Here is a 22,327-nt window from a genome sequence, read left to right on the forward strand (position 1 = left end):
GGTGATCGGTTCCTGGACGACCCTCGCCGGCTTAGGGAACCATTCGGAAGCTCCCGAGCATCTGAGGAAAGATCATGACTTCCACGATGTGAGGGAGCAGCCGTGACAGCAGGCCGGCCCAGCGACGAGCACCGGCGTTCGGTGGACGAGTCGAGCGCGCGATGGGCGGCCCGCGCCGCCGGCGCCGACCGGGCCGAGGCCGAGCGCGGTGTGACCGAGCTGTACCGGGCCGCCGGTCTTGAACCGCCCAAGGCCTTCGTCTGGCTGGACTCGCCCGTCGCGGGGGCCGTGGCGGCGTGGACGCTCATGCACGGCCACGGGCATCCGCGCCTCGCCGAGCATCCGCAGGCTCGTACGGTATGGGCCGAGGCGGGCACGGCCCCGCAGGGACTGCCGGCCACGAGCGAACCGGACGCGTACGGCCTGGCCGAAGAGGCCGCCAGGCACATTGGCTGGGAACCGTGGTCCCGGCTCCAGGACGAGATCGCCCGGCAGGTCGCCCAGCCCACCTGGGCCATGCCCTCCGCTCTGGTCGAGCAGTGGCGGTTGCAGACGATCGCGTCCGGCGATGCGGCGTACCTCGCCCGCGTACACGCCGATGTCACCAAGCGGCTCGCCGAGCGACTGCCGCCGCTGGTCCCCGCCGGATCACGTGACGCGGTACGCGACGCGCTCCAGGACCACGGCGCCGGTCCGCGTTCTACCGACGAGCAGTGGCAGGAGATCTGGCAGGCGGCGCGCGCGCCCTCCAACCCCGTGCCGCTCGTGTCAGCCGCCTTCCTGGCCACGGTCGGAGCCACCGTCTCCGAACCGGTCGACGCCTTTATGCGGATCGCTGCTGCCATCGGCTGGTGGTGGGCGCTCGACGGCGTCGCGCTCCTCACCCCGCCCCCGCCCGAACTGCACACCGACTCCCGCGGGGTACCGCACCGCGCCGACGGCCCGGCGATCCGGTTCGCCGACGGCCTCACGCACTACTTCTGGCATGGCCACATGGTGCCGCCCGACCTCATCGCCCCTGGGTGGAGCGCCTCCGATATCGCCGAAGCCTCCGACGACGAGCTCCAGGGACGGGCCGCCCGGCAGCTCGGCCCCGGCTCGTTCACCGGGCGGCTGCCCGCCAAATACGTGGTGCCCGATCTGCGACGCTGCGCCGTCGAGCGGCTGGGCTGGAGCCGCTTCGCCGCAGAAGCCGCTCTGCCCCCGGTGACGGGCCCCGCCGCCGACCCGCACGATCCGGGCACGACGCTGACGCTGTACGACGTACCCGAAGCGGTGTTCGGCCGTCCGGCCCGGGTGGTGGTACGCACCGGCGGCACCGCCGACGGGACCGGCCTGCTGGTGCCCACCGACGCCGACGACCCGGTCGCCGCCGCGGCATGGCTCGGCGGCGACGGCCCGGAACCCGCACCCGAACCGGCCCTGCTGCGCCGGATCCGGGAGAGCCCCGACCTGACCGGCGACGTGGCGGGCCTGGACTTCGAACTCGGTCCCGGCGGGCACGTCGAGGACGTCCACCTGATCAGCGGTTCCCGGCTGGAGGCCATCGGCGGCCACGGCACCGGCGGCACCTACTTCCTGTGCGGTGACGGCCCGCGCCGGCCGTTGCTGTACGCCGATTCCGAGGGCGGCGCGCAGGTGCTGGGCCGCGACCTGACCGAGGCCCTGGAACTGATGGTGAGCGCCCATCCCGACGACGGCGACCCCGAGGAGGCCGACGAGGAGGCGGCCGGGGCGCTCGGGCTGACCCCGCTGGAGCCGGAGGCGTACCGGGCCCGCCACCGCGCCGCCGAGACCATGGCGGCCGCCCTCACCCTGATCATGACCGTGGAGGGCAACGGGTACGAGTACCGCCGCGGCACCTGGTTCCGCTGAACGACCGGTTCCGCTGAACGACAGGTGCCGGGCCGGCGGCGGCAGCGTACTCCTGGCGGCGCGGGTCAGCGCGTCGCGTCGGTGAGTTCGCTGATCACCTCCGAGGCGGTGACAGGGTCGAGGTCACCGAAGGGCCTTGGCCGGTACGGCTCGGGAGCGTAGTTGCTCGCGGAGTCATTCTCGAGCCAGATCTCTTTCAGCTCTGCGCCTTCGAGGTCGCCGATGCTGACCGGTGGGTCCAGGCTGATGTTGATGTACATGCCGCCGGGGACTTCTCGGTAGAGGGCGTGCTGGAGTCCGGCGTCCATGGGGGCCGTGCGCTGCCAGCCGAAGCGTTCCAGCCCGAGGATGGCCTGGCCCGACGCGCCGGCGCCCTGGAACCGGTCCAGGCGGTGGCCGGCGCGTTCGGTGTCGGTCAGGGTGTGTACGGTGCGGCCGAGTTGCGGGAACGGCTGCAGGATCAGGTAGTCGGCGAACACCGTCGTCCATGTGTCCAGGGTGTCGCCCAGTCGCACCGGGTGGGGGATGCCGATGACCGCCGATTCCGGCACGGTCAGGACATCGTCGGCGGCGTCGGCGAAGGTGCGGTCCTCGGCGACGCGGAACGCGGTTGTCTTGCCGCCGTCTTCGGCGATCCACACCAGCCGCCGGGCGATGTGCCCGATCAGCGGATGGGCGACGAACAGGCGCCGGAAGTCGCCGACGCTCCAGCGGCGCTGGCCGATCATCGCGGCCTCCATGCGCCGGATCTGGTCGGCGGCCACCGTTCGGACGTCCTTCTTCAGTGCCGAGAAGCGCTTGTACGCGGCGGGCGCCAGCTCCGGGTCGTCCTTGGCACCGGGCTTGGGCAGCGCCTTGCGGCGGGCGCCGTCCTCGTCGGCGACGAAGGGTTTGAGCGCCTCGTCGAAGCCGATCAGGAAACGGCGCGGCCCGTAGTCCAGGACCAGCCCGCCGGCGGCGTCCAGGCCGAAGTCGGGAACGAGCCGGTCGCCCAGCTGCTCGGATGTCAGGTCCAGGCTGTCGGCGACGTCCTGGATCTTGGCTTGGGCGCGGGTCTTGAGGCCGGTGAACTTCACCTTCTGGGCGATGCCGTACAGGTGCATCAGGGCCACGTCGGTGCCGATCCGGGCCAGGATGTCCAGGCCGGTGACCGCTTTGGCGTGGCCGCCGTCGCCCGGCCAGGCGCGGATGAGCGGGGTCAGCCTGCGGACCGTTTCGTCATCGCCGAGCGAGCCCAATTGCGCCAGTGCCCAGCCGTCCTTGGACGGTGCCCCGTGCTGCCGCCACTGCTGGAACACCTCCCACCCGAACGCGGCCAGCGACTCGCGGTCGCACACCTCCTTGACCACCTCGACACCCGGGTAGACCTGGTCGATCTTGGACATCGCCAGCATCGTCAGCAGATGCCGGGCCGCCTCGGCAGGGAGCGCGTCGTCCCGGCCGCGCAGCCGGACCTGCGGCAGCGCACGCACATCGGCCCACTCACCCACATCCGGCACGCGCTTGGGCACGAGCTCCAGCGGATCCGCCGCCAGCATCGCCTCGACGGCGCCGGCGGCCTCACTCCCGTACGAGCGCGCCGCGGCCTGGACGACCTTCTCGTCCCCGTGGCCGTCGGCGAGCAGGCGCAGCGCGCTCTCGGCCTCCCGCCGCTGGACGCCGGGTTTGCCCACCGCGGCCGGGACCAGCATCGGGACCGCGGCCAGGCCATGCCGCTCCAACCAGTCGAGGGCGGCCTTGCGGGTCTTCCGCCGGGCCAGCGACCCGGCCACCAACCGCGCGGCCTGGGCGTCCAGGAACGGCAGCAGCAGAACGGCGAAGTACACCGGCGCGTCCTCCACGCGGGACAGCACGCCGGGGAGCGCATCGAGCCCGAACCGCGCCACGACCGGCATGGCCTCCCTCTGGATGTACGCCAGGTCCGGCCTGTAGGCGGTCTCCAGTGGCCGCCAGTCGGCCAGCAGTGGGCGGACCTTGTCCTCAGGACCGTGGATGAGGATCTCCGGCTGGCGGGAGACGGACCGAAAACCCCCGGGGAGGAAGGGCTCGATCTCCTCGTCCCAGTCGATCGGCCCGTCCGGGTCCTCCCACTTCAGCCGGAGAAAACGCATATGGGTCTGCGCCCATCGCTCCCGCTCGCCCGGCGCCCACTTCATCGCGGACTCTCCGGGTGGCGTGAGCCCCGCGACGACCGCTGGCTTGGGCGGCTTGGCGGTACGCAGCCACGGCGGGTCGACCAGCAGCCGCGGCAGGACGTCCGCCGGAGCGTCCGGCAGCATGCCGCCGTCGGCGACCAGGGGACCGACCACCTCGGCGACTTCGGCCGGCAGGCCCGGCAGCACCTCCAGCACCAGGTCACGATGGATCCGGACATGCTCGGCCAGCAACTCGGCGAACTTCGGCGTACCGGCCGCCACCGGTGCCAGCAGGCGCAACGCCCGCACGGGAAAACGCTTCGTCGCCGTCCGCAGCGCGGGCAGCACACCCTTCCGGTCGGCGCGGTCGACCAGGGCCTGGAACGCCTCGTCAGTCGGCAGGACCGCCAGGATCTCCGGGACCGTCTTGGTGATGACGGTCTCGCGGCTGACGTCGAACGCCTGGATGAGCAACGGCGCGATGGCCGCTCCCGCCCCGTCCACCATCGTGAGCATGATCGGCCGGGTCCACGCCCAGAACAGAATCCTGTAGCCGCTGGGGGTCGTCCCGGTGATCAGGTCGACGTGCTCCGCCGAGCCCAGCGAGCAGTACAGCATCCACCAGAAGTGCGGCTGGTGCCCGGGCGGCGGTGGTGCGGCGCAGCACTCCCGCACCCAGTCGTGCCGGGTGGGCACCAGGAAGGAGACCACCACCCGCTGCGCCGCGGTACGGCGGCACCCCGCCAAGCGGTCGACGGCCTCCTGGTAGTCCTCGTCGGTGCCGGCGGCCAGGAGGGCTCGCAGCCGCGTCGCGGCCGTCATCAGCTTCGACCTGGTGGTCGACGTGTGCCCCCGGCTCGAGCCGTGCTCGTCCATGATCCCGATGCCATCGTCGTCCCAGACGAACTGGCTGAGTTCGGCGAACACGCAGGCGGCGAAAGGCACCCCGTGCTCGGCCACCCAGGAGTCCGTCAACGGCACCGCGAACTTCTCCAGGTCCCAGTTGCTCGTCTTCTGGGCCAGCAACGCCGCGACCACGGCCGCCCCACGGGCATTCGCGCCACCGGCCAGGAAATCGCGCGCCGCCTCCGCCATTTCCGTATCGACATCGTCGCGCTCTGCCAGCGGTTCCGACGCCTCCAACTCACCGAATCGCTCGCGCATCGCCGCACCGGCGGAGCGGTCCACCTTGACTCCAAGGCCTGGCCGCCCATCCCGCCGCGGGTACAGCGGGCGGGCCCACGAGGCAGGAATGACGAGGCTGTTCTCATCCGATGAATGAAGTTGATCTCCCATGGACCATCACCCTAGGTCAGGCGTACGACGCTGGAGCCCTCCCCAAATAAATGCGTTTCCCATGCGGACGGGCGGCGCTAGCTTTTATGGAAGACACTTCGCGGGAGGCCGTGGTGAAACTCCTTAGCAGCGTGCAGTCAGAAGGCGCCGACCTGGCTCATCTGGCCGCCGAACTCGACATCCCGACGATCGCCGGATTGCAGCACCAGGGCGACCTGTCCGTGATCCCCGCCGCGATGGCGGTGGAGGACGGCCGTCCCCCGATGGCTCCGGTCCCGGCGGCCGGCGTCGCGGTGGTCCGTGGGGAGGCGGGCGGCCACACGCACCTGCTGCTCGGCTCCGGTGACGTCCGGTACGACGCCCGCGACGGCGCGGCGGACCACATCACCCTGGGGACGCTGGAGGTCGGCGACGGCGCGACGGCGTGGCTGGACCACCCCGAGCACGGCAACACCGGAATCGCCCCCGGCCTGTACGTCCTGCGCCGCAAGCGCGAGCTGGCGCCGCGCGTCCTGGACCCTGAGACGCGCCGCAAGCGCGATCAGGCCCGCAAGCGGGCCCGCAAGCAGGCGGCACAGGCGCGGGCGGCTCAGGCGGTACGCGCGCAAGCGGCACGTGACCAGGCGGAACGTGACCAGGCATGGAGCGCGACCGTCCGCTTCGTCGCGGACTGACGATGGCGGATCTGCGCCCCGCGCACGGCCATGGCCGGCCACTACCGGCGCCGACCCCTGAGCAGCAGGCACTGCTGCGGTCGGTGTCGGCGGAGTGGGTGGGGCACGGGCTGGCGGTGGGTCCGGCGGACCGGGCGGCGGCCGAGGCGGGCGTCCACGACGTCTACCTCGGTGCCGGCCGGGAGCCACCGGAGCACGTGATCTGGCTGGGCTCGCCGATGGCGGGCGGCATCGGCGCCGACATCCGCGCGGGCCGGCTTCCACTGGTCTCCAGGCGGGCGTGGCGGTCACTGCCGGAACAGACGGGTGCGGCCATCGTCGACCAGGTTCCGCAGGACCCGCCGGAGACCGACCTGATCATGCTGGATCCGCTGCCGCCCGGCCTCGACCACCTGAAGCGGGACCCGGGGTGGGGCGGGTTGCTGGGCCGGCTCGGCCGCGACGTGACCGCTGCGGTCGAGACAGGGCTCGGCGGGGCGCTCGGCGCGGCCGTCGACCAGGCGGCCGCGACCCTGCAGGACGCGCAGCAGCTTCCAGAAGTGGCGGCGCTGCCCCGGCTGGGCGCGTTCCGTCCGCGGATGCTGGGGCAGCTCGCCCGGCTCGATCTCCTCGCACGCTGCGGTGTTCTGGAGCCGGACCGCCACGGCCGCGGTCTGCTCCAGGTGGGACGGGCGGCCGGGGAGTGGTGGCCGATGCGCGACAGCGTGATCCTCACCGAACGCCCCACCGAGCTGCACCATGACGCCGAAGGCCGGCTCCACCATCCGAGCGGACCGGCGGTGCGGTATCCCGACGGCTGGTGCCTGTGGGCGTGGCACGGCGTCACGATGCCGCGGCAGATCTTCGAGGACGACGTTCCGATCCGCCGCGCGGTGTCGCTGCGCAACTCCGAGCAGCGCCGCTGCGCCGTGGAGATGCTGGCCGGGCGGGCCGGCTGGCATCGGCTGGTCGGCGAGGCAGGATGGCCCCGGGTCGGTCAGGAGGCACCGGACCCGGGCAACCCCGGACAGGTCCTCAGCCTCTGGTGTGTCGAGGAGCTGTACGACGACCACCTGCACCTGCTGCTGATGATCAACGGGACGGTGGAACGGGACGGTACCCGGCGGGAGTTCGGTGAGCTGGTGCCCGGCTGGATCCGGGACCCGGTGCAGGCCGCCGCCTGGCAGATCGGTCTCACTTCCCGGCAGTACCGCGAGACCGTCCGGCGGACCTGAGCCGGCCCGAGCGGGACTCAGGCGTGCAGGGTGGGCCGGTAGACGAGCTCCTGGGTGCGGCCGTCGAGCGTCCGGTGCTCGATCAGTTCGAGGTCGAAGTCGGCCGCGCCCTGGAAGATCGGGTCCTCCCCGCTCCGTCCGGTGATCACGGGGAAGAGCGTGACCTGGACGCGGTCGACCAGGCCGGCGGCCATCAGCGCCCGGTTCATCGACAGGCTGCCGTGCGAGCGCAGCGGCACCTCGGACTCCTCCTTGAGCCGGGCGACGACGTCGATGGCGTCACCGCCCACGAGAGTCGCGTCCGGCCAGTCGAGAGGGCCTTCGAGCGTCGTCGACACCACCGTCGCCGGCAGGTTCACCATCCGTGTGACCCATGGGTCACGTACGTCGGAATCCTCGGTGCTCGAGGCCAGCATCTGCGTGAACGCGCGATACGTGGTGGCCCCGAAGACCATCCGCTGCTCCTCGCCGTACAGGGCGAGGCGGTGGTCGAGGAGCTCAGGGCCCTGCTTGCCCCAGTAGCCGGTCCAGTCGCCACCGGCGCCGCCGAAGCCGTCAAGGCTGGAAAAGACGTCGAACGTGTAGGTGGCGGTCATGATGCTCTCCTCGAGTGCTTGATCGTGTCGGATACAGATCGTGTCGGGGATACAGACCGGCGAGCACGGCGGGACTCATCGCTCGTGGACTCCTGGACACCGGTCACCCGAAGGGCCGAGGGGCTCGGCGACGCCACGGACCCGATGCGGAGAAGTCACCGGTACCCGACGACGAGCCTGATGAGCTCGTGGCTGCTTCCCCGTCCGGCACTTCCGGGGTTGGCGGTCACGGTCACGGTGTCGTTCGCCCCGTCGAAGTCGGTGATCCGGATTCCGGTGATGTTCGCCGCCTGCCTGATCGCGTTCGGGTCCTTCATCCACATGGCGTGTCCGGACAGGACCTCGGTCACGTCCGTATTGGCGAAATGTACGGTGATCGGCTGGTTGAACGTCGCCTTCGACGGGATCAGCACCGTGATGGTCTTGTTGCGAGTGCGCTGTGAGGCGACCGTGGCCGGGCTGCCGGTGGTCGCGACCGAGTATCCCGCCATCCCCTTGGCCATCCACCTGAATGCCTGACCGTGCGGCAGTTCGTGATAGACCCCGCTGCGCACCTCGCGAAGAAGGCCGATTCCCTGCGCGATGTCAGGCGCCGGCCAGTAGGCCATGGACGTCACCCCGGCTCGGATCATCGAGTGCATGATGACGACCATGTTGTTCACCGATCGCAAGGCTCTCTTGTTGCCGACGGAGTTGGCCTTGGTGGCCGCCCACTCCGAGGCGAAGATCTTCGACTTTCCGGTTCTCGACCTGATGGCCCGAAGATTGCGCGGGATGTTGCGGTAATCCGTGGCCGTGCCGTCGTCTCCCGCGTAGATGTGCAGGTCCACGCCATCGACGTCACGCCAGGCGGATGTGGCGGTGAACATGTTCTTCATCCAGGTGAACTCCCATGGGGCCGTCCAGTCGCCGGTCACGTACACGTTGATCGTTCGGTTGGCGGCCTTCATCTCTCGCGCGATGGCCCGTGCCACCGTCGCGTATCTGCGAAGCTTCTCGCCCCTGTCGCCGCCCCACTGGAGCCACCATTCATTTCCCACCAGCCAGTGCTTGACCGTGTCGCCATGCGCGCGCACCAGGCGGCGGGCCTGGTTCTTCAGCATGTTCAGATTGGCCGCGGTCGGATCGCCGACATAGGGCGCCGTTCTGACCACGAACGCCGCCTTGACGCCCGCCCTCTTCGCCTGCCGCACGTTCGCGCCGGGCTGTGCCGGTGATTTACTCCAGCCCGGGGTGGTGTTGGTCGCCCAATCGTAGTGTTCCGATTCCCAGCCGCCCGGGAAACGCAGCAGCCGGTATCCGAAACTGTGGAGTCCGGCGTTGAAGGCCGGGAACTCGGCGCTGGTGACCTGGCGCCATTCATTGTTCACGCCGAAGACCGTCGGCTGGATGGCCACCTTGTCGCCGGGATGAACCCAGACGTGTAGCGGGGCCTTCGCCGCGGATGCCACGGTCGGCCGCATAGGCGTGGCGGCCACCAGAGCGGCGATAAGGAGAACGGTGACGGGCACTGAACGCCTGAAGGTGCCTGAACGCTTGAGGGTGCCTGAACGCCTGAAGGTGTGATGCATGATCCCCCGTCCATGCGAGATGGTGACTCTGATCGGTCGGTCGCATATGTGGCGCGAGTGGCCACCGTCTTCGCTGTTGCCGCACTCCTGGAATGGACGTTGGAGCAGGTTTCAGACGTTGGGGCAGGTTCGGACGCTGGGGCAGGTTCAGTAGGGTGCGCCCGCCCGGCGCCACTGCTGGTTGGCGCTGCCGCGGCAGCGGTACTGGATGGCCCGCACGCCGGCCGCGGTGCTTCCGTGACGGATGTCCAGGCATTTGCCGCTGTGCCGGGCCGTGATCCGGTAGTAGCCGTCGATCCGGGTGAGCCGCCACTGCTGAGCGGCGCCCGTGCCGCAGGTCCGCTGCGTCACCCGTACTCCGTCGGCGGTCGACGATGAAGGCACGGTGAGGCACTTGTGGCTGTGCCTGGCGACGAGCCGGTGGTAGCCGTTTCCCAGCCCGAGCGCTTGCCAGTGCTGGTTCGAGCTCGCGGAGGTTCCGCAGGGCTGCTGTGCCGTCCCCGCCCCGTCGGCCTTGGAGGACCATCGCACGGCCAGGCATTTGCCGCTGTGCCGCGCGCGCAGTACCTCGTAGGCGTGACCCGAGCCGACACCGCGCACCACGCCGGTCGCGGTGTTGATCGAGACCCGCGGATACCAGCGCATCGACACCGACCGGCGGGAGGGGAACCGCAGCGGCAGCCAGACGTACTCGGAGCCGTTGATCCGGCCGCCCCAGGCGTTGGCGTTCCGATCGCCCATGTACAGGTAGGAGGTCGTGGTGCTGCCCTGCACCGGAAGGACGGAGGCGGCCTGCGAACCGTAGGCGATGCTGTCGCCGATGTTGGAATGGCGGCTCCAGGGCCCGGTGATACGTCGGGCACTGGTGTACTTGGCCTGGTTGGGCTGCCAGCCGGTGACGCCCGAGGAAACGATGAAGTAGACCCCGTCGCGTTTGAACATCGACGCCGCCTCCCGCCCGACGCCGCGCAGGGTGGCCACCCTGGCGGCGGGCCTGCGGTAATCGGAGGTCAGGCGGAAGATGGTGAGATCCTTCTGATCATTGGTCGTTGAGATCAGGTAGGCCCTGCCGTCGTCGTCACGGAACACGCTCATGTCGAAGGATTTGACGCCGAGGGGCCGGAAGCTGCCCCGGTAGGTGTAGTCGCCGTCCACCGTGGCGGAGGTGGCGACCGCGACCCGGCCCTGGCGGAAGTCACCCTCCTTCTTCTCCTTGCGCATCCACAGCACGTACCGCCTGGTGCGGGCGTTGTAGATGACCTTGGGCCGCCAGAGGCCGGCCACGTTCAGTTCGTCGGCCGAGGCCTGGGTCAGCACGTGGTTGCGGAACCGCCAGGTACGCAGGTCGGCCGAGCGGTACACCGAGATGAACCGGAAGCGGTTGGTGGAGTGCGCGTTCTGGCCGAACCAGTAGTAATGGCCGCCCACCTTGATCATGCCGCCGGCGTGTGCGTGCACGACCTTGCCGCCGGCACCGATGAACCGCGTTCCATTGGTGATCGTGACGGCCGCGGCGCCGGCCCCGCCGACGGCCGCGATCCGCGGTCGCGGCGGGGCGGCCGCCGGCCGGGGCGGAACGCCGAGGACGGCAGGGCTGATCAGCGCGGAGCCCAGCACGGCAGTGCCGAACAGCGCGGACGGGGTGCCGGCGGTGCGGAGCGGCATGGGCCTCACCCTCACTGTGGGATAACCATCAGTAGTTGAGTCGATTCAATTAGTAACCATGGACGGGCGGGGCCGCGTCACTACCGGCACGGTGACACCCCTATGCCTCCCGGCTCGGGCGCGACGTCATGGCTCGAGGTCGCGGAGCCGGTCGATGATCCGGCGATCCCGCTCGCCGCCACGGACGGCCAGGGTCTTCACGATGCTCTCGATCGTGGCGACCGGAATCCCGGTCCGCTCGATCGCCGTGTCCCGCAACTCGGGCCAGGTCACGCCGAGCGGTTCGTAGGTGGCGTCCAGGATCAGCCCGCCGCGCCGTGCTCGCAGGTAGAACCGGCCGGCGATGTCCTCGGGAAGCGGCGGTACCGGGTCTCGCCATGACCACACCCGCCACTCCGGCAGGGCCTCGACGAAGCCCAGTAGCGTCGCCCGGTCGCCGGGGACGACGATGTCGCAGTCGGCGGGCGGCCTGCCCGTGACCCCCTCGAGCCGCTCGCCGAGGTGGAGCCGGAGTCCGAAACTCCCGATCACCACGAAGGCGATCCCGTGCTCGCGCAGCGTGCGCAGCGCGTCCACATAGACCTGTTCGCCCGGCGGGACCGTTGTCACCGCTGCGCCACCAGGAGATATTCGTGTGCGCGGTTGCTCATCAGCGGGTCACTGCTTCGCGATTTCTTGTCGTAGCACAGGATCCGCTCATCGCCCAGGGTGAAATGCCGTCCGAGCAATCGCGCCACATCCCAGGCCTGTGGCACGAAGCCACTGCTCAGGCGCAGATTCTCGGCGGCGACCACCAGGTACCCGCCGGGCCGTACAACGCGCCGCAACGCGGCGAACACGCGGTCCACTTCCGACAGATATTCCGCATAGTCGAGCCGCGTGTACAACTGTCCGTCAGTGCTGGAGTCCGCTTCCATTCCGCCCCCGAAATACGGCAGGTTGGTCAGGCACAGGTCGGCCGTTCCGTCCCGCAACGGGGGAGTGCGCGAATCCGCGCACACCATCACCTGCGGTGTCGCCTGCGGGCACCGCGCCAACCGCCGCCGGGCGGCCGCCACCCGCGCTTCGGAGATCTCCAATCCGACACCGCGCCTGCCTTCGGCCGCGCACGCGACGAGCGTGGTGCCCCAGCCCGCGAACGGATCCAGCACCACATCGCCGGGCTGTGAAAGTTCGGTGACCAGGGGCCGCATCTGCGCGACCCAGCCCTGGTCCGGGGCGGTCTCAGCGCCGGTGAACCCGGCCTCCTCGGCGGCCAGATATCGCCAGCTCCGTGTCATCGCGATTCACCGCGCTCCCGTACGGAGCAGCACGGCGGTCTCGGGATCCCAGTCGGCGCAGAGGTTCCCGTTCGCGTGGTAGATCAGCTTGTAGACGACATCGGAGTGATGGGCGTCCTTCATCACCGCGTAGTCGGAGGTCTCGAACGTGACCTCCACGGTGTTCCGCCACCGCAGCACCACGTTCCGGTAGTAGTAACCGGCGGTGCCCCGCGACGGCGTGAACTCGCCGACCGGGTCGGCTCCGACCGGCCACACCGCGTCAACGAGGTGTTCGATCGGAACGCGGTCCCGTTCGATCGTGCGGTAGGTGGTGTTGGGGCGGTACTCGTCGGCGGGCAGCCGCGACAGTTCGCGGAACACGACATCGGTCACTCCGAGCGTCCGGTGCGCCCAGTCGAGATAGCCGTGAACGGCCGCCGCATCGGCGATCCCGGCCTTCTGGATGACGCACACCAGACGGACGTGCATCGCCGAGGACGCCTCTTTGACCGTTTCCTCGAAGACGTTCTGATCGGCGACGGCCTGGCCGCGGCGGAATCGCATGATCGCGCCATTGGGCCCTGCTTCGAAGTGGTGGCGCGAGACTTCGATCCGGTCGAGCCCGAAGTCGCGGAGCAACGGGATCAGGCGCGCCCCGTGCGTCTCTCTGGAAAGCCCCGCCGTGTTGCTGTACAGCACCCTCTCGGTCAGTATCCCGCCCGCGTGCGCATGGTCGGTGAGCGCGGCGACCGTGGCCTCGAGCCAGTCCGGATCGTCGGTCGCCTCCAAACCCGACAGGGAGACGCCCAGGGGGAGGCCGCGCAGGTCGGCCAGTGCGGTGCGCAACCCATCGTGATAGTCCGAAGCGGGCCGCAGCGAGGCCGAGAGCCGGGAGGCGTCGACATGGCGCAGGGTCTCCGAGCAGAACACGCACCGTGCCGAACACGGTCGAGCCGACGCGAAGGGGGTGAACGTGACGGGCTGCGCGACGGCCCGGTCCATCCCGCCGATGCGCTGCACCACGTGCCTCTCGGGCACCGACCGGTGTTCCACCGGCACACCGGGAAACCGCGCCCCGAGATCGCTGAACATTCCTGGATCATAGGCGCCGTGGCTATGAGCAGCGGAGTCGGTGGATCGAGGCGCGATCTCGCGACCTCGAACCGGGACACCCCGCTCGCCGCCTCAGGGGCGTGCCGATGTCAGGTGAGCGTAGGCGGCGGCCACAAGCGGACACGGGATCGGTCCTGATTTTCCCAGTGAACACTGGCGTTCTTATGGCACTCGTTCGGATGATGTTCGCCATGAGGTCACTCCCCGCCCGGCTGGCCGCCGCGGCCATCGCGTTCATCGCCCTGGCCCCCGTGTCCGCCGTGCACGCCGCGCCCCCGCCCGCCACGCTGAAGGACGTCCCGCTGCCGTTCCTGTGGCCCAGGGCGTGGACCGGCAGCGTCGCCGCCGTCTCCGACACCGAGGCATGGGTCGCTGGAGGCCAGGGATACATCGGCGACAACACCGGCAACCCGGTGGTGCGCCGCCGGATGGGGTCGCAGTGGAAGGAGTATCCGCTCAGGGGCTGGTCCGGCAACGGCGGCATCTCAAAGGTCGTCGCGTACGGCACCGAGGTCTGGGTGTGGGGCCTTCAAGATGGGGAGCGCCTCTACCTGGCGCGGTTCGACGGCACCGCGTTCCAGCCCGTCGCCCCGCCGCCCGACGGCATCCTCGACTACGACACCCGCCTGTGGGCTAATCCGGCCGGGGTGTGGATCCAGATCCAGGTACCGGGCCCTGGCAACACGGTCCTGCCCGCGCTGTTCCGGCGGGTCGGCGACGCCTGGGTGGCGGACCCCGTCGCCGGCCGGTTGTGGCACGGGGTCGGGGACCTGCAGGGGCGCAGCGCCACCGATGCCTGGACCGGAGGTTGCCGCTCCAACCCCGACACCGGAAGCAGCGAATCGGTGGCCCTCGGTTGGAACGGCTCCAGCTGGACGGTGCTGCCCCCGCTCCCCACCGCCACGTGCGTCACCAGCGTCGCGCCCGCCGAGGGCGGCACGGTCTGGGCGCTCGCCTGGGACACCCTGTACCGCTGGAACGGAACGACGTGGACCGCGGCCCCCGCCGGCACCCTGGACGGCCACGGCGTGAAGGTGAGACTGGACAAGGACGGCAACCCGCTCGTGGCCGTCATCCGACCGAGGCAGTACGGTCGCGCGCCGCTGCTGCGGTACGCGGGCGGCGGCTGGCAGACGTTCACCACCCCGGTCGAGACATGGACCCACGACGTCTCCGTCGCGCCGAGTGGACGGATCTGGCTGGCGGGGAGTACGCGGATCGATTCGCCCCTGTTGCTCTCCTCTCCCTGACGGCCCGTCCGCGTACACGTGCAGGCGCTCGCGTCGTCTCTGGAGTCCACCGGCACCTCCGGCACCTGATGGCGCGGTCTTGACCTGCGGCGATATTGATTTTGTACGAGTTTGCCTTCTATCGACGTTCGGAGTAGCTTGTCGGCCACCAAAGCGCCCGCCAGGCGCTTTGGTCCTATATGCCCCAAGAGGCGCGATGACCTCACCTGACACCGTCGGGTGAGACGGGGGCGCGACCCACGCGTCACCCCGCATCCTTCCTGCCGCGCCCGGTCTCTCCGAGACCCGATCGTCAGGCCTTCCCATGCGCACGCCACGGCGTGCGGGGCCCGAGCGCGCCGGCAACCGCTCTCAGAGCACGCGGCCCTCGCATGGCCGCACAACCCCATCAGCGCCGCTCTTTCGCGCACGGGACACCAGAGTCCCGTGGACGGGCCCAGTGCCCAACGATCGCAGCGGCAACGCCGAGTCCGCCGTCAAGGCGGAGCCGGGGACCCACGACGTGCCGGACTCCGAACGTCCGCACAGGGGTGAGTCGGCCTGTTCCAGGCCGTAGGGCGACTTCCACGTCCGAACCCGTCAGCTAACCCGGCAGGCGTCTTGGAAGCCAAGGAGTCCCCTTGAAAGGCAAGCACAGCAAGAACCGCGTGAACCCCAAGGCCGTCGGCGCACTGGCCGGCCTCGCCTTGGCCGGCGTGGTGGCGACGACCGCCCACGCTTCGGTCCAGTCCTCGGAGCCGGGCAGTGCGGACCGGGCCGCCGCCGCATCGACGCTCTCCGCGAAGGAGTCCGCGAAGAAGCCGGACTCCACGAAGTCGGACACCGGGAAGTCGGACACCGGGAGGGAGGCGGACGGTGCGCGCGACGACCGCTCCGACGTGATCACCCGGGCCAAGACCTGGGATCCGCACACCGACCGGAGGGTCCCCTACAGCCAGACCGACTACCACGACGGCTACCGGACCGACTGCTCCGGCTACGTGGCGATGGCGCTCGACCTGCCCAAGCCCGGCCCGAACACCGTGGGCCTGACGGCGTCGCGGTACACCGAGCGCATCAAGATGTCCGAACTGAAGAAGGGTGACCTCGTCATGGACGCCGAGGGCACCAACACGACCCGGCATGTCGTCATCTTCGAGAAATGGGCCGACGAGGACCGCACGTCCTACTGGGCCTACGAACAGCGCGGCAGGTACGGCACCGACCACCGGACGCGCGACTACGGACTGTCGTCCGGTAGCGAGTACACGGCGTACCGGCCGAAGAAGCTGTGAGGAGACGGTGACAGAGCGCCTGGCCGGGACGTCCCGGCCAGGCGTTTCGCTGTGCAGGCCGGAGCGTCGTCGCGTGCTCCGGCCCGTCGTCGCGGCCGTTCACCTGACGTCGGCGGGGAGGACCTTCAAAAAGGCCCCGGCGATCTGCCGGTAGCCCGCCGGGGTCGCATGGCCGTCGTTGTCGCTGCACTGGGACGTCCATGTGCAGATCCGGGCCACGGCCAGGGGAACGGTGCCGTACGGAGGCACCGTCACCTTCGTGGTCAGGTCGTGGCCGGCGAAGGCGCCGTTGACGTCGGCGACCCTGAACCCGCCGGCGAGGTAGACGGCGTGCTCGTAAGTGTTGAAGACGTCGACGACCGGTATCGAGGCGAGCGCGGCCGCTTTTCCGCCGGGGTTCGCCACCCAGGACGCCAGGCCGGGGTTGTAGTAGTTCATCGCGGCGTAGACCGGGGTGCCGCCCCCGGCCAGCCGCACCCGCGCGGTGATCTGCGGCAGGTTGGCGATCATGGAGCCGATGCCTTCCAGCGCGCAGCCCGCGTCGATGCCACCGCCGGGCAGGCAGGTGTTGGTGTCATTGGCTCCGATGTTCAAGGTGACGTACCGGACCCGGCCGGCGTGCGACTTCAGGAAGGACTCGGCGGCGGCCAGTTGGGAGCCGGCCGCGTACCGGCAGATGCCCCCTTTGAGCATCGTCGTGGTGGTCTCCCCACCACAGCCGAGTTTCACCAGTTTCAGCCGGGGCTGGCGTGCCGTCAGTGCGGCATGCAGGCGGTCCGTGTAGCCCTGGTCGGTTTCGCCTAGTCCGAACTGCGCGCCCACGGACAACGAGTCGCCGAGCGCGAGGTAGTACTCCGGGGTGGTCGCCGCGGCGGCCGGACCCGTCAAGCTCGTCGCCACCATCGCGGTGACCACTGTGGCCATCGTCTTGAACAGGCGCATCCCAGCTCCAGAGTGCTCGGTGCGAGTGCGCGCCGTCCGGTGGCCGGACGGCGGTCGCCCATCGCCGCCGAATCTAGCAGACACTCGTGTCTATTTGGCTTGATCCATGCGACCTGGACTCTGTGGCCCGGTCCATGTGGCCCGGTCTCTGTGGATCGGCCGCGTGGCCGGCGGCGGCCTCGGCACGGTCACGCCTTCTTCACCCTCGATACCGCCCCCGTTCACCGCACCCATCTCTGACAGACGCTACTGTCTTTTTGGAAGTCGACAGAAGGGATCGGTCATGGGGAACAGGACGGACAAGGCGTGGAGTGCCTACAACATGGTCTACGTGGGCCTTGCCGGGGTGATAGGTGTCGCGTTCATCGTCCTCGCGATGATCGACCCCTCCGGGGCCGGCACCAACCTCATGTACGCTCTCGCGGCATTCGTGGCGGGCGGCGTCCTCTTCTACCTGAATCGCAAGAAGGCGGCCCAGGGCAACGGAGGGTCTCAGCGCGGTCCGCGCTGACGGCTCCGGCGGGCGCGACCCCGTTCGGGCACGCTCCCGATCATGATCGAGACCAGCAGCACGAGCCCGGCGACCGCCACCACCTGGCTCTGTCCCACCGCGGGCAGGTCCGCCTTGGGGCCGCGGACCGGCGCGAAGCGTCCCTGCGGATCGTGGACGATCCGGATGCCGTCCCCGCGCTCGTACCCCTGGCAGTCGGCCGCGAATTCGCGCGGGATCGTGCGGCCGTCGGGCAGGCGGAGCGTGCAATGGTGGTTCTTGGGGCCACGGCCCCCCGTCGTCCAGGTCCGCTCCACGACCGCCTCGGCGTCGACGCCGACCAGCGTCATCGCGACGCTCGGCGCGGCCACGACACCGACGAAGAAGAGGCCGAACATCGCCAGAACGCCGAGGGCCAGCGGCACGCCCTTGAAGCGCAGTGGCCGCCGCGTCCCGTACAGCCACAGCAGCGCCACCAGCGCTGCGCTCATCACGGGGACGGTGATCAGAGCTGCGGCCGTCGTGCTCCACCACAGGCTGCCGGCCGCAGCGAGCGCGAACCCGAGCAGGGTCGTACCGAGCACCAGGCCGCCGCGCAGCACGGCGGAACCGACGACGGTCGGCTCGCGGCCGGCGCGCAGCGCCCGGAGCCTGCCCAGGATCGTGCCCATCGGTGCTCAGCCCTCCGACTCGACGGCGTGCTCCACGAGGCCGAGGAACGCGCGGTTCATCGCCGCCACGTCCGCCGGGCCCGCCGCCCGCCGCCCGGTGAGCAGCGCGTAGCCGTACATCGCCTCGACGGCGAGGGCCACGACGGACTCGCGGGCCGTCGTCGTGAGCCGGGCGACCAGCGGGTTGCGGTGGTTGAACACCAGGGTCGGACCGGTCCGCCCGACCTGCTCGGCGGGTTCCTCGGTGAACTCGGCCCAGACGCTGTCGGCGGGTGGCGGATCGAGCGACGGGCCGCCGCCGGCCAGGAACAGCACCGGCAGCTCCGTAGGAGCGAACGACCGCAGCGCCGGGACGCACCCACGGGCCTTCAGCGTCCGTTCCGCGACGGCCAGGAAGTCCCGCGCCGCGAACTCCACGGTCGAGTCCACCCGGTCGAACCGGGTCGCCAGGTCCGCCGGGTCGAGCCGCCGCACGACCAGCTCCGGGTCGAGCAGCCGCAGCCGCTGCAGCACCTGGGTGTAGTACGTGTAGCCGCCGTTCACGAGCCCGATGCCCTGCGCGGCGGCGATGCCCGCGTACTGCTGGAACTCCTCGACGTTCAGCGTGTACCGGATGTCGCGGTGCCGTGCCCGGAACCGCGTGAGCGGCATCTGGCCCTCGCCGGTGTCGAACGGGATCCATTCGTCCACGATCCGCAGCATCTCGACGTCGTGCACCGCCAGCGCCAGCACGCCCCGGTAGTGGACGTCCAGGAACGCGCGCAGCCGCTCCGGCTCGGTCACCGAGGTCCGCACCAGCCAGCCCCGGATCTGCTCGCCGAGCCGGTCCCGCACAGTGGTCAGCAGGCCGTCGTCGTAGAGCTGCTCGCGGCTGGCGGTGGGCCGCAGCTCCGTCGCGTCCACCACGCACCGCACGAAGAACGCCCAGTCCGGGAGCACCTTTTCGACCCGGTCGCCGACCAGCATCCGGCGCAGGTACACCCGGTGCTTGGGCGGGTCGCTCGGATTGGTCTCGCGTGGCAGCACGTACGCGACGCCGCGCAGCCCCGCCTCGGGTACGTCCAGGTCGATCGCGTCGAACGGAACCGTGCCGAGCACGGTCGTCCCGTGCCGGAGCAGGGCGTCCCGGCGCGCGCCGGGACCGTCGTGCCGGGTCTCCCACGGCGGGTCGCCGTCGTCGATCCGGACGTCGTTGAGCCGGACCTCGTACGGCAGGTAGGACCCGTAGTGCCGGACCAGCTCCCGGACGGTCGACTCCTCCAGCCAGTGCCCGAGGTCACGCCGGGGCCGCAAGGTGACGGTCGTGCCGGGCTCGTTCCGCTCGGACCTCTCGACGGTGTAGCGCCCCTCGGCGTGGCCGCGCCAGCGGACGGCGTGCCCGCCGGTGGCACTCCGCGTCAGTACCTCGATCTCATCGGCGACCAGGAAGCAGGACAGCAGCCCGATCCCGAACTGGCCGAGGAAGTCGCTCCGCGAGAACCCCAGTTCGTCCCGCTTGGACGACCGCCCGATCGTCGCCAGCAGCTCGTGCACCTGCTCCTCGGTCAGCCCGATGCCCGGGTCGTGCACCCGCAGCGCGTCGCCGGTCTCGATCCGGATCACGGCACCCTCCACCGTGCCCTCCACCACCGTGCCCTCCACCACCGTGCCCTCCACCACCGAACCCTCCACCGTGGCTCGCGCGGTGATCGCGTCGACCGCGTTCTGCAGCAGTTCCCGCACGTAGACGCGGGGGCTGCTGTACAGGTGCCGGCTCAGCAGGTCGACGATCCCGCGCAGGTCGACCCGGAAACCATGCTCGTCCGCGACTCTCTCCTGATCATTCATCACCTCGTCGGACGCAACGGGCTTTCGCACGGTTCGTTCCGGTCGCCACCGGCCAGGGCGAACACGGCGCGCGTGTGCAGATCGGTGCCCAGCAGCGACTCCCAGCGGCGGGCGTGCGCCAGCAGGGAGGGGCGGGTGCCGTCGGCGAAGCGGGCGTAGCTCCAGCCTTCCTCGGGCGGGCAGGGCGGGTCGCAGTCGTCCCCGGGCCAGATCCACGTGGTGTCGCGGCCCGCGGCCACCATCGCCTCGGAGACGAGCGTGGCCGCGGCGTGGGCGCGCATGTGGTCGAACGTCGGATCGTTGTCGTCGTACAGCAGGTGGTAGAGGGGCAGGTTGCGCTGGATCATGTCGACGGCGTCGCCGAGGGCGCCGACGGCGATGCAGTAGCGGAGGTGCTCGGTGACGGCGGCGGCGCTCGAGGCGGTCTCGCGGGTGCGTTCGTGGACGGTACGGGCCAAGTCGGGGCGACCCGTGCGCAGGTACGGGATGAGCAGCAGGTCGCTATCGCCCGGGTCGGCGGCGAGTGCGGCGGTGTCGTCGCCAAGGTCGAGGTGCAGGCGGACACGGCGGCGTATCTGGTCGGGCGCGCGGTAGCGGTCGTGGGGCGGCAGCGCGTCGAAGGACTCCCAGGCCCTCCGCGCCCCGTCCCGGTCCCCGCCGCGCGTACGGAACGCACCGCGATACCAGCGGAGGTGATGCTCGTCGTCGGTGCCCGGACGGCGGTGGCGGTCCAGCAGATCGAGCAGCTCGTACACCTGGGCCAGGTGCAGGCCGGGGCGGTCCAGGACGCGGTCGAACGTCGTCGGGACGACCCGCCACATCCGGTCGAGCCGGTCGGCGCCGAGCAGCGCCGGGCGGGCGTCGTGCAGCCGGAACAGCTCCAGCAGGTTCCGGGCCAGCTCGAACCGCCACCCGTCCCAGTCCTCGCGGGCCAGATCGTCCAGCATCGCCGTCCGGGCCGTGCCCGCCGTCAGTGGCAGGGCCGCGAGCAGGGCGTTGTGCGTGATCCGCTGGAGCAGAGCGACACGGCGCCGGCTCGACGGCGCGGCGATCGCGCCGTCCAGCGCCGCGGTCAGCTCGCCGGCTCCGGTGGCGGGCAGATGTGCCGCCGGATGCGGGAAGGCAGGCGGTACGACCGGACGCGACGGCAGCTCGACGTGCGCGACCGGCTCCAGCGCCAGCAGCGCGCGTACCCGCTCGGACTGGAACGAGGCCCCGTCCATCTCGTCCAGCTCCTCGGCGGTATTGACGGCGTCCCAGTACAGGTCCCGTTCCAGCGCCGCATAGGTGTAGAGCGTGACATCGGCGCAGTCGGGGTCGCCGCAGTCGCAGTCCCGCAGCCACTCGCGGTCCAGCCCGCGCGCCAGGACCCGGCGGCACAGCGCCGCCCCCAGCGCCGCCACCACCATCCCGTGGAGCGATCCGCCTGCCCGGCCGCCGACCTGCAGGAAACTGTGGTGCAGCACCTGGAGGCCGCGCTCCTCGTTGCCGGTGAGCAGACAGAACTCCAGGTGGGCCAGGACGGGCTCCACCTTCTGCCCGGGCAGGTCCCAGGAGCGCTCGTGGATCGCGACGGCCTCGTCGATCCGTCCCAGCCGCAGGTACGGGACGATCAGCTGGTACTCGACCGGGACACCGTCCGTCAGCGGGACCTGCCCGGCCAGGACCGGCGCCAGCGACTCGACGGCCAGGTCGTCCCGGCCGAACCAGGCCCATATCTTGGCGTCCTCGGCCAGGATGCGGTCCTGGTAGAAGCGCCCCTTCGGCATCTCCCGCGCCCGCAGCGACCGCCAGATCCGCTCGGTCCCGGCGGCGTCACCGCGCCGCGCCGCCACCATCATCCGGGCCCTGTCCAGCTCGTACGGCACCCAGGGCAGGGCGGACGGTGCGTACCGCCCCAGCTCGTCGGCGAGCCGCAGTACCCGGTCGCCGGGATCGGGAAAGAGTTGGATGTAGAAGCCCACCAGGTCGAGGAGGCGGTACCAGAGCAACCTCACGTACCTGGGGTCGTACCGGCCGGGTTCGGCGTGCCAGGCCAGCAGGCATGTGCGCAGGACGCCCAGCCACTCCCCGGTGATCGCGCGCATCGTGCCTTCGTGCTTCTCGCGTAGCGCGTAGGCGTAGCCGAGCCGGGCGTACATCAGCACATCGGCGTCGCCCAGCGCCTCGGCCTGGGCGAGGCAGTCGGCCATCGCCGCGAAGTAGACGCCGTGATCGCTGAGCGACTTCTCCGGTTCCAGGTCATAGGCGGCGTCGATGCGCCGCAGGATCTCCTGCGCGTCGAGCATGGGTCCCATCCCTCGGGTCGGACGGATCGCCGTCGCCAAGGGCGACCATGGCGCCGTCCCGGAGCGACCGTCCACCTTCGGACGCGAAGCCCCCACGAACGGTTCGCCGAGCCGAACGCCGGCACCCGATCCAGGGCCGGAACCTGGGTCCCGGGACCCGCGAGGCGAGCGGCACGGCCACGAG

Annotated in this window: 17 protein-coding genes and 1 riboswitch; of the genes, 6 read left to right on the forward strand and 11 right to left on the reverse strand. The window is 70.6% G+C overall.

The window, feature by feature from the left end; translation table 11 throughout:
- Positions 1 to 102 precede the first annotated feature (102 nt).
- Positions 103 to 1,875, forward strand: coding sequence for a DUF6745 domain-containing protein (locus ACH34Q_RS22110; RefSeq protein WP_395984902.1), 1,773 nt, complete (start codon positions 103 to 105; stop codon positions 1,873 to 1,875).
- Between the two features lie 65 nt (positions 1,876 to 1,940).
- Here the strand turns inward: ACH34Q_RS22110 and ACH34Q_RS22115 are convergent, their stop codons facing one another.
- Positions 1,941 to 5,198, reverse strand: a complete 3,258-nt coding sequence (locus ACH34Q_RS22115; protein ID WP_395984903.1) for a DUF4132 domain-containing protein — start codon at positions 5,196 to 5,198, stop codon at positions 1,941 to 1,943.
- 221 nt (positions 5,199 to 5,419) lie between these two features.
- Here ACH34Q_RS22115 and ACH34Q_RS22120 point away from each other — a divergent pair, with 221 nt between their 5' ends.
- Together ACH34Q_RS22120 and ACH34Q_RS22125 are read left to right on the forward strand one after the other, a co-directional pair.
- The gene (locus ACH34Q_RS22120; RefSeq protein WP_395984904.1) at positions 5,420 to 5,980 is read left to right on the forward strand and encodes a hypothetical protein; all 561 of its coding nucleotides are present in this window, start codon (positions 5,420 to 5,422) and stop codon (positions 5,978 to 5,980) included.
- Positions 5,981 to 5,982: 2 nt separating this feature from the next.
- Positions 5,983 to 7,194, forward strand: a complete 1,212-nt coding sequence (locus ACH34Q_RS22125) for a DUF6745 domain-containing protein (protein ID WP_395984905.1) — start codon at positions 5,983 to 5,985, stop codon at positions 7,192 to 7,194.
- Between the two features lie 17 nt (positions 7,195 to 7,211).
- On the opposite strand, the gene ACH34Q_RS22130 is transcribed toward ACH34Q_RS22125, so the two are convergent.
- The 6 genes from ACH34Q_RS22130 to ACH34Q_RS22155 form a co-directional block, all read right to left on the reverse strand.
- Positions 7,212 to 7,790 (reverse strand): dihydrofolate reductase family protein, encoded by a 579-nt coding sequence (locus ACH34Q_RS22130; RefSeq protein WP_395984906.1) that lies wholly within the window; start codon positions 7,788 to 7,790, stop codon positions 7,212 to 7,214.
- 155 nt (positions 7,791 to 7,945) lie between these two features.
- Positions 7,946 to 9,361: a hypothetical protein gene (locus tag ACH34Q_RS22135; RefSeq protein WP_395984907.1), complete on the reverse strand. Its 1,416-nt coding sequence runs from the start codon at positions 9,359 to 9,361 to the stop codon at positions 7,946 to 7,948.
- A gap of 147 nt (positions 9,362 to 9,508) precedes the next feature.
- Positions 9,509 to 11,026, reverse strand: coding sequence for an RICIN domain-containing protein (locus ACH34Q_RS22140; RefSeq protein WP_395984908.1), 1,518 nt, complete (start codon positions 11,024 to 11,026; stop codon positions 9,509 to 9,511).
- 126 nt (positions 11,027 to 11,152) lie between these two features.
- The gene (locus tag ACH34Q_RS22145) at positions 11,153 to 11,635 is read right to left on the reverse strand and encodes a hypothetical protein (RefSeq protein ID WP_395984909.1); all 483 of its coding nucleotides are present in this window, start codon (positions 11,633 to 11,635) and stop codon (positions 11,153 to 11,155) included.
- Positions 11,632 to 12,306 (reverse strand): TRM11 family SAM-dependent methyltransferase, encoded by a 675-nt coding sequence (locus ACH34Q_RS22150; RefSeq protein WP_395984910.1) that lies wholly within the window; start codon positions 12,304 to 12,306, stop codon positions 11,632 to 11,634. The genes ACH34Q_RS22145 and ACH34Q_RS22150 overlap by 4 nt, the downstream gene beginning before the upstream one ends.
- 6 nt (positions 12,307 to 12,312) lie before the next feature.
- Positions 12,313 to 13,380: a hypothetical protein gene (locus ACH34Q_RS22155; protein ID WP_395984911.1), complete on the reverse strand. Its 1,068-nt coding sequence runs from the start codon at positions 13,378 to 13,380 to the stop codon at positions 12,313 to 12,315.
- A 212-nt stretch (positions 13,381 to 13,592) separates the two neighbouring features.
- On the opposite strand from ACH34Q_RS22155, the gene ACH34Q_RS22160 reads away from it, so the two are divergent.
- Positions 13,593 to 14,651 (forward strand): hypothetical protein, encoded by a 1,059-nt coding sequence (locus ACH34Q_RS22160; RefSeq protein ID WP_395984912.1) that lies wholly within the window; start codon positions 13,593 to 13,595, stop codon positions 14,649 to 14,651.
- A 452-nt stretch (positions 14,652 to 15,103) separates the two neighbouring features.
- Positions 15,104 to 15,264, forward strand: a riboswitch (cyclic di-AMP (ydaO/yuaA leader).
- 7 nt (positions 15,265 to 15,271) lie between these two features.
- The gene (locus ACH34Q_RS22165; protein ID WP_395984913.1) at positions 15,272 to 15,925 is read left to right on the forward strand and encodes a hypothetical protein; all 654 of its coding nucleotides are present in this window, start codon (positions 15,272 to 15,274) and stop codon (positions 15,923 to 15,925) included.
- Positions 15,926 to 16,024: 99 nt separating this feature from the next.
- Here the strand turns inward: ACH34Q_RS22165 and ACH34Q_RS22170 are convergent, their stop codons facing one another.
- Entirely contained in the window at positions 16,025 to 16,867 is an 843-nt protein-coding gene (locus ACH34Q_RS22170; RefSeq protein WP_395984914.1) for an SGNH/GDSL hydrolase family protein, read from the reverse strand.
- 283 nt (positions 16,868 to 17,150) lie between these two features.
- Between ACH34Q_RS22170 and ACH34Q_RS22175 the strand changes: the two genes are divergently transcribed.
- Positions 17,151 to 17,378: a hypothetical protein gene (locus ACH34Q_RS22175; RefSeq protein WP_395984915.1), complete on the forward strand. Its 228-nt coding sequence runs from the start codon at positions 17,151 to 17,153 to the stop codon at positions 17,376 to 17,378.
- On the opposite strand, the gene ACH34Q_RS22180 is transcribed toward ACH34Q_RS22175, so the two are convergent.
- The 3 genes from ACH34Q_RS22180 to ACH34Q_RS22190 are packed head-to-tail and all read right to left on the reverse strand — an operon-like array spanning position 17,360 to position 22,143.
- On the reverse strand, positions 17,360 to 18,028 hold the full coding sequence (locus ACH34Q_RS22180) for a hypothetical protein (protein WP_395984916.1): 669 nt from the start codon (positions 18,026 to 18,028) through the stop codon (positions 17,360 to 17,362). The genes ACH34Q_RS22175 and ACH34Q_RS22180 overlap by 19 nt on opposite strands.
- 6 nt (positions 18,029 to 18,034) lie before the next feature.
- Positions 18,035 to 19,855: an HSP90 family protein gene (locus ACH34Q_RS22185; RefSeq protein ID WP_395984917.1), complete on the reverse strand. Its 1,821-nt coding sequence runs from the start codon at positions 19,853 to 19,855 to the stop codon at positions 18,035 to 18,037.
- Positions 19,855 to 22,143 carry a hypothetical protein gene (locus ACH34Q_RS22190; RefSeq protein WP_395984918.1) on the reverse strand — a complete coding sequence of 763 codons (2,289 nt, stop codon included), beginning with the start codon at positions 22,141 to 22,143 and terminating at the stop codon, positions 19,855 to 19,857. Before ACH34Q_RS22190 ends, ACH34Q_RS22185 begins: the two co-directional genes overlap by 1 nt.
- Positions 22,144 to 22,327: the final 184 nt, after the last annotated feature.

The sequence above is a fragment of the Actinomadura sp. 9N407 genome (genome assembly GCF_044326315.1).
Classification (GTDB): Bacteria; Actinomycetota; Actinomycetes; order Streptosporangiales; family Streptosporangiaceae; genus Spirillospora.

What these genes read in the sequence shown, in the direction of transcription:
- ACH34Q_RS22130 (WP_395984906.1), bottom strand. Translation starts at nt 7,790, where the DNA reads ATGACCGCCACCTACACGTTCGACGTCTTTTCCAGCCTTGACGGCTTC.
- ACH34Q_RS22190 (WP_395984918.1), bottom strand. Translation starts at nt 22,143, where the DNA reads ATGCTCGACGCGCAGGAGATCCTGCGGCGCATCGACGCCGCCTATGAC.
- ACH34Q_RS22170 (WP_395984914.1), bottom strand. Translation starts at nt 16,867, where the DNA reads ATGCGCCTGTTCAAGACGATGGCCACAGTGGTCACCGCGATGGTGGCG.
- ACH34Q_RS22135 (WP_395984907.1), bottom strand. Translation starts at nt 9,361, where the DNA reads ATGCATCACACCTTCAGGCGTTCAGGCACCCTCAAGCGTTCAGGCACC.
- ACH34Q_RS22185 (WP_395984917.1), bottom strand. Translation starts at nt 19,855, where the DNA reads ATGAATGATCAGGAGAGAGTCGCGGACGAGCATGGTTTCCGGGTCGAC.
- ACH34Q_RS22160 (WP_395984912.1), top strand. Translation starts at nt 13,593, where the DNA reads ATGAGGTCACTCCCCGCCCGGCTGGCCGCCGCGGCCATCGCGTTCATC.
- ACH34Q_RS22125 (WP_395984905.1), top strand. Translation starts at nt 5,983, where the DNA reads ATGGCGGATCTGCGCCCCGCGCACGGCCATGGCCGGCCACTACCGGCG.
- ACH34Q_RS22175 (WP_395984915.1), top strand. Translation starts at nt 17,151, where the DNA reads ATGGGGAACAGGACGGACAAGGCGTGGAGTGCCTACAACATGGTCTAC.
- ACH34Q_RS22155 (WP_395984911.1), bottom strand. Translation starts at nt 13,380, where the DNA reads ATGTTCAGCGATCTCGGGGCGCGGTTTCCCGGTGTGCCGGTGGAACAC.
- ACH34Q_RS22140 (WP_395984908.1), bottom strand. Translation starts at nt 11,026, where the DNA reads ATGCCGCTCCGCACCGCCGGCACCCCGTCCGCGCTGTTCGGCACTGCC.
- ACH34Q_RS22180 (WP_395984916.1), bottom strand. Translation starts at nt 18,028, where the DNA reads ATGGGCACGATCCTGGGCAGGCTCCGGGCGCTGCGCGCCGGCCGCGAG.
- ACH34Q_RS22150 (WP_395984910.1), bottom strand. Translation starts at nt 12,306, where the DNA reads ATGACACGGAGCTGGCGATATCTGGCCGCCGAGGAGGCCGGGTTCACC.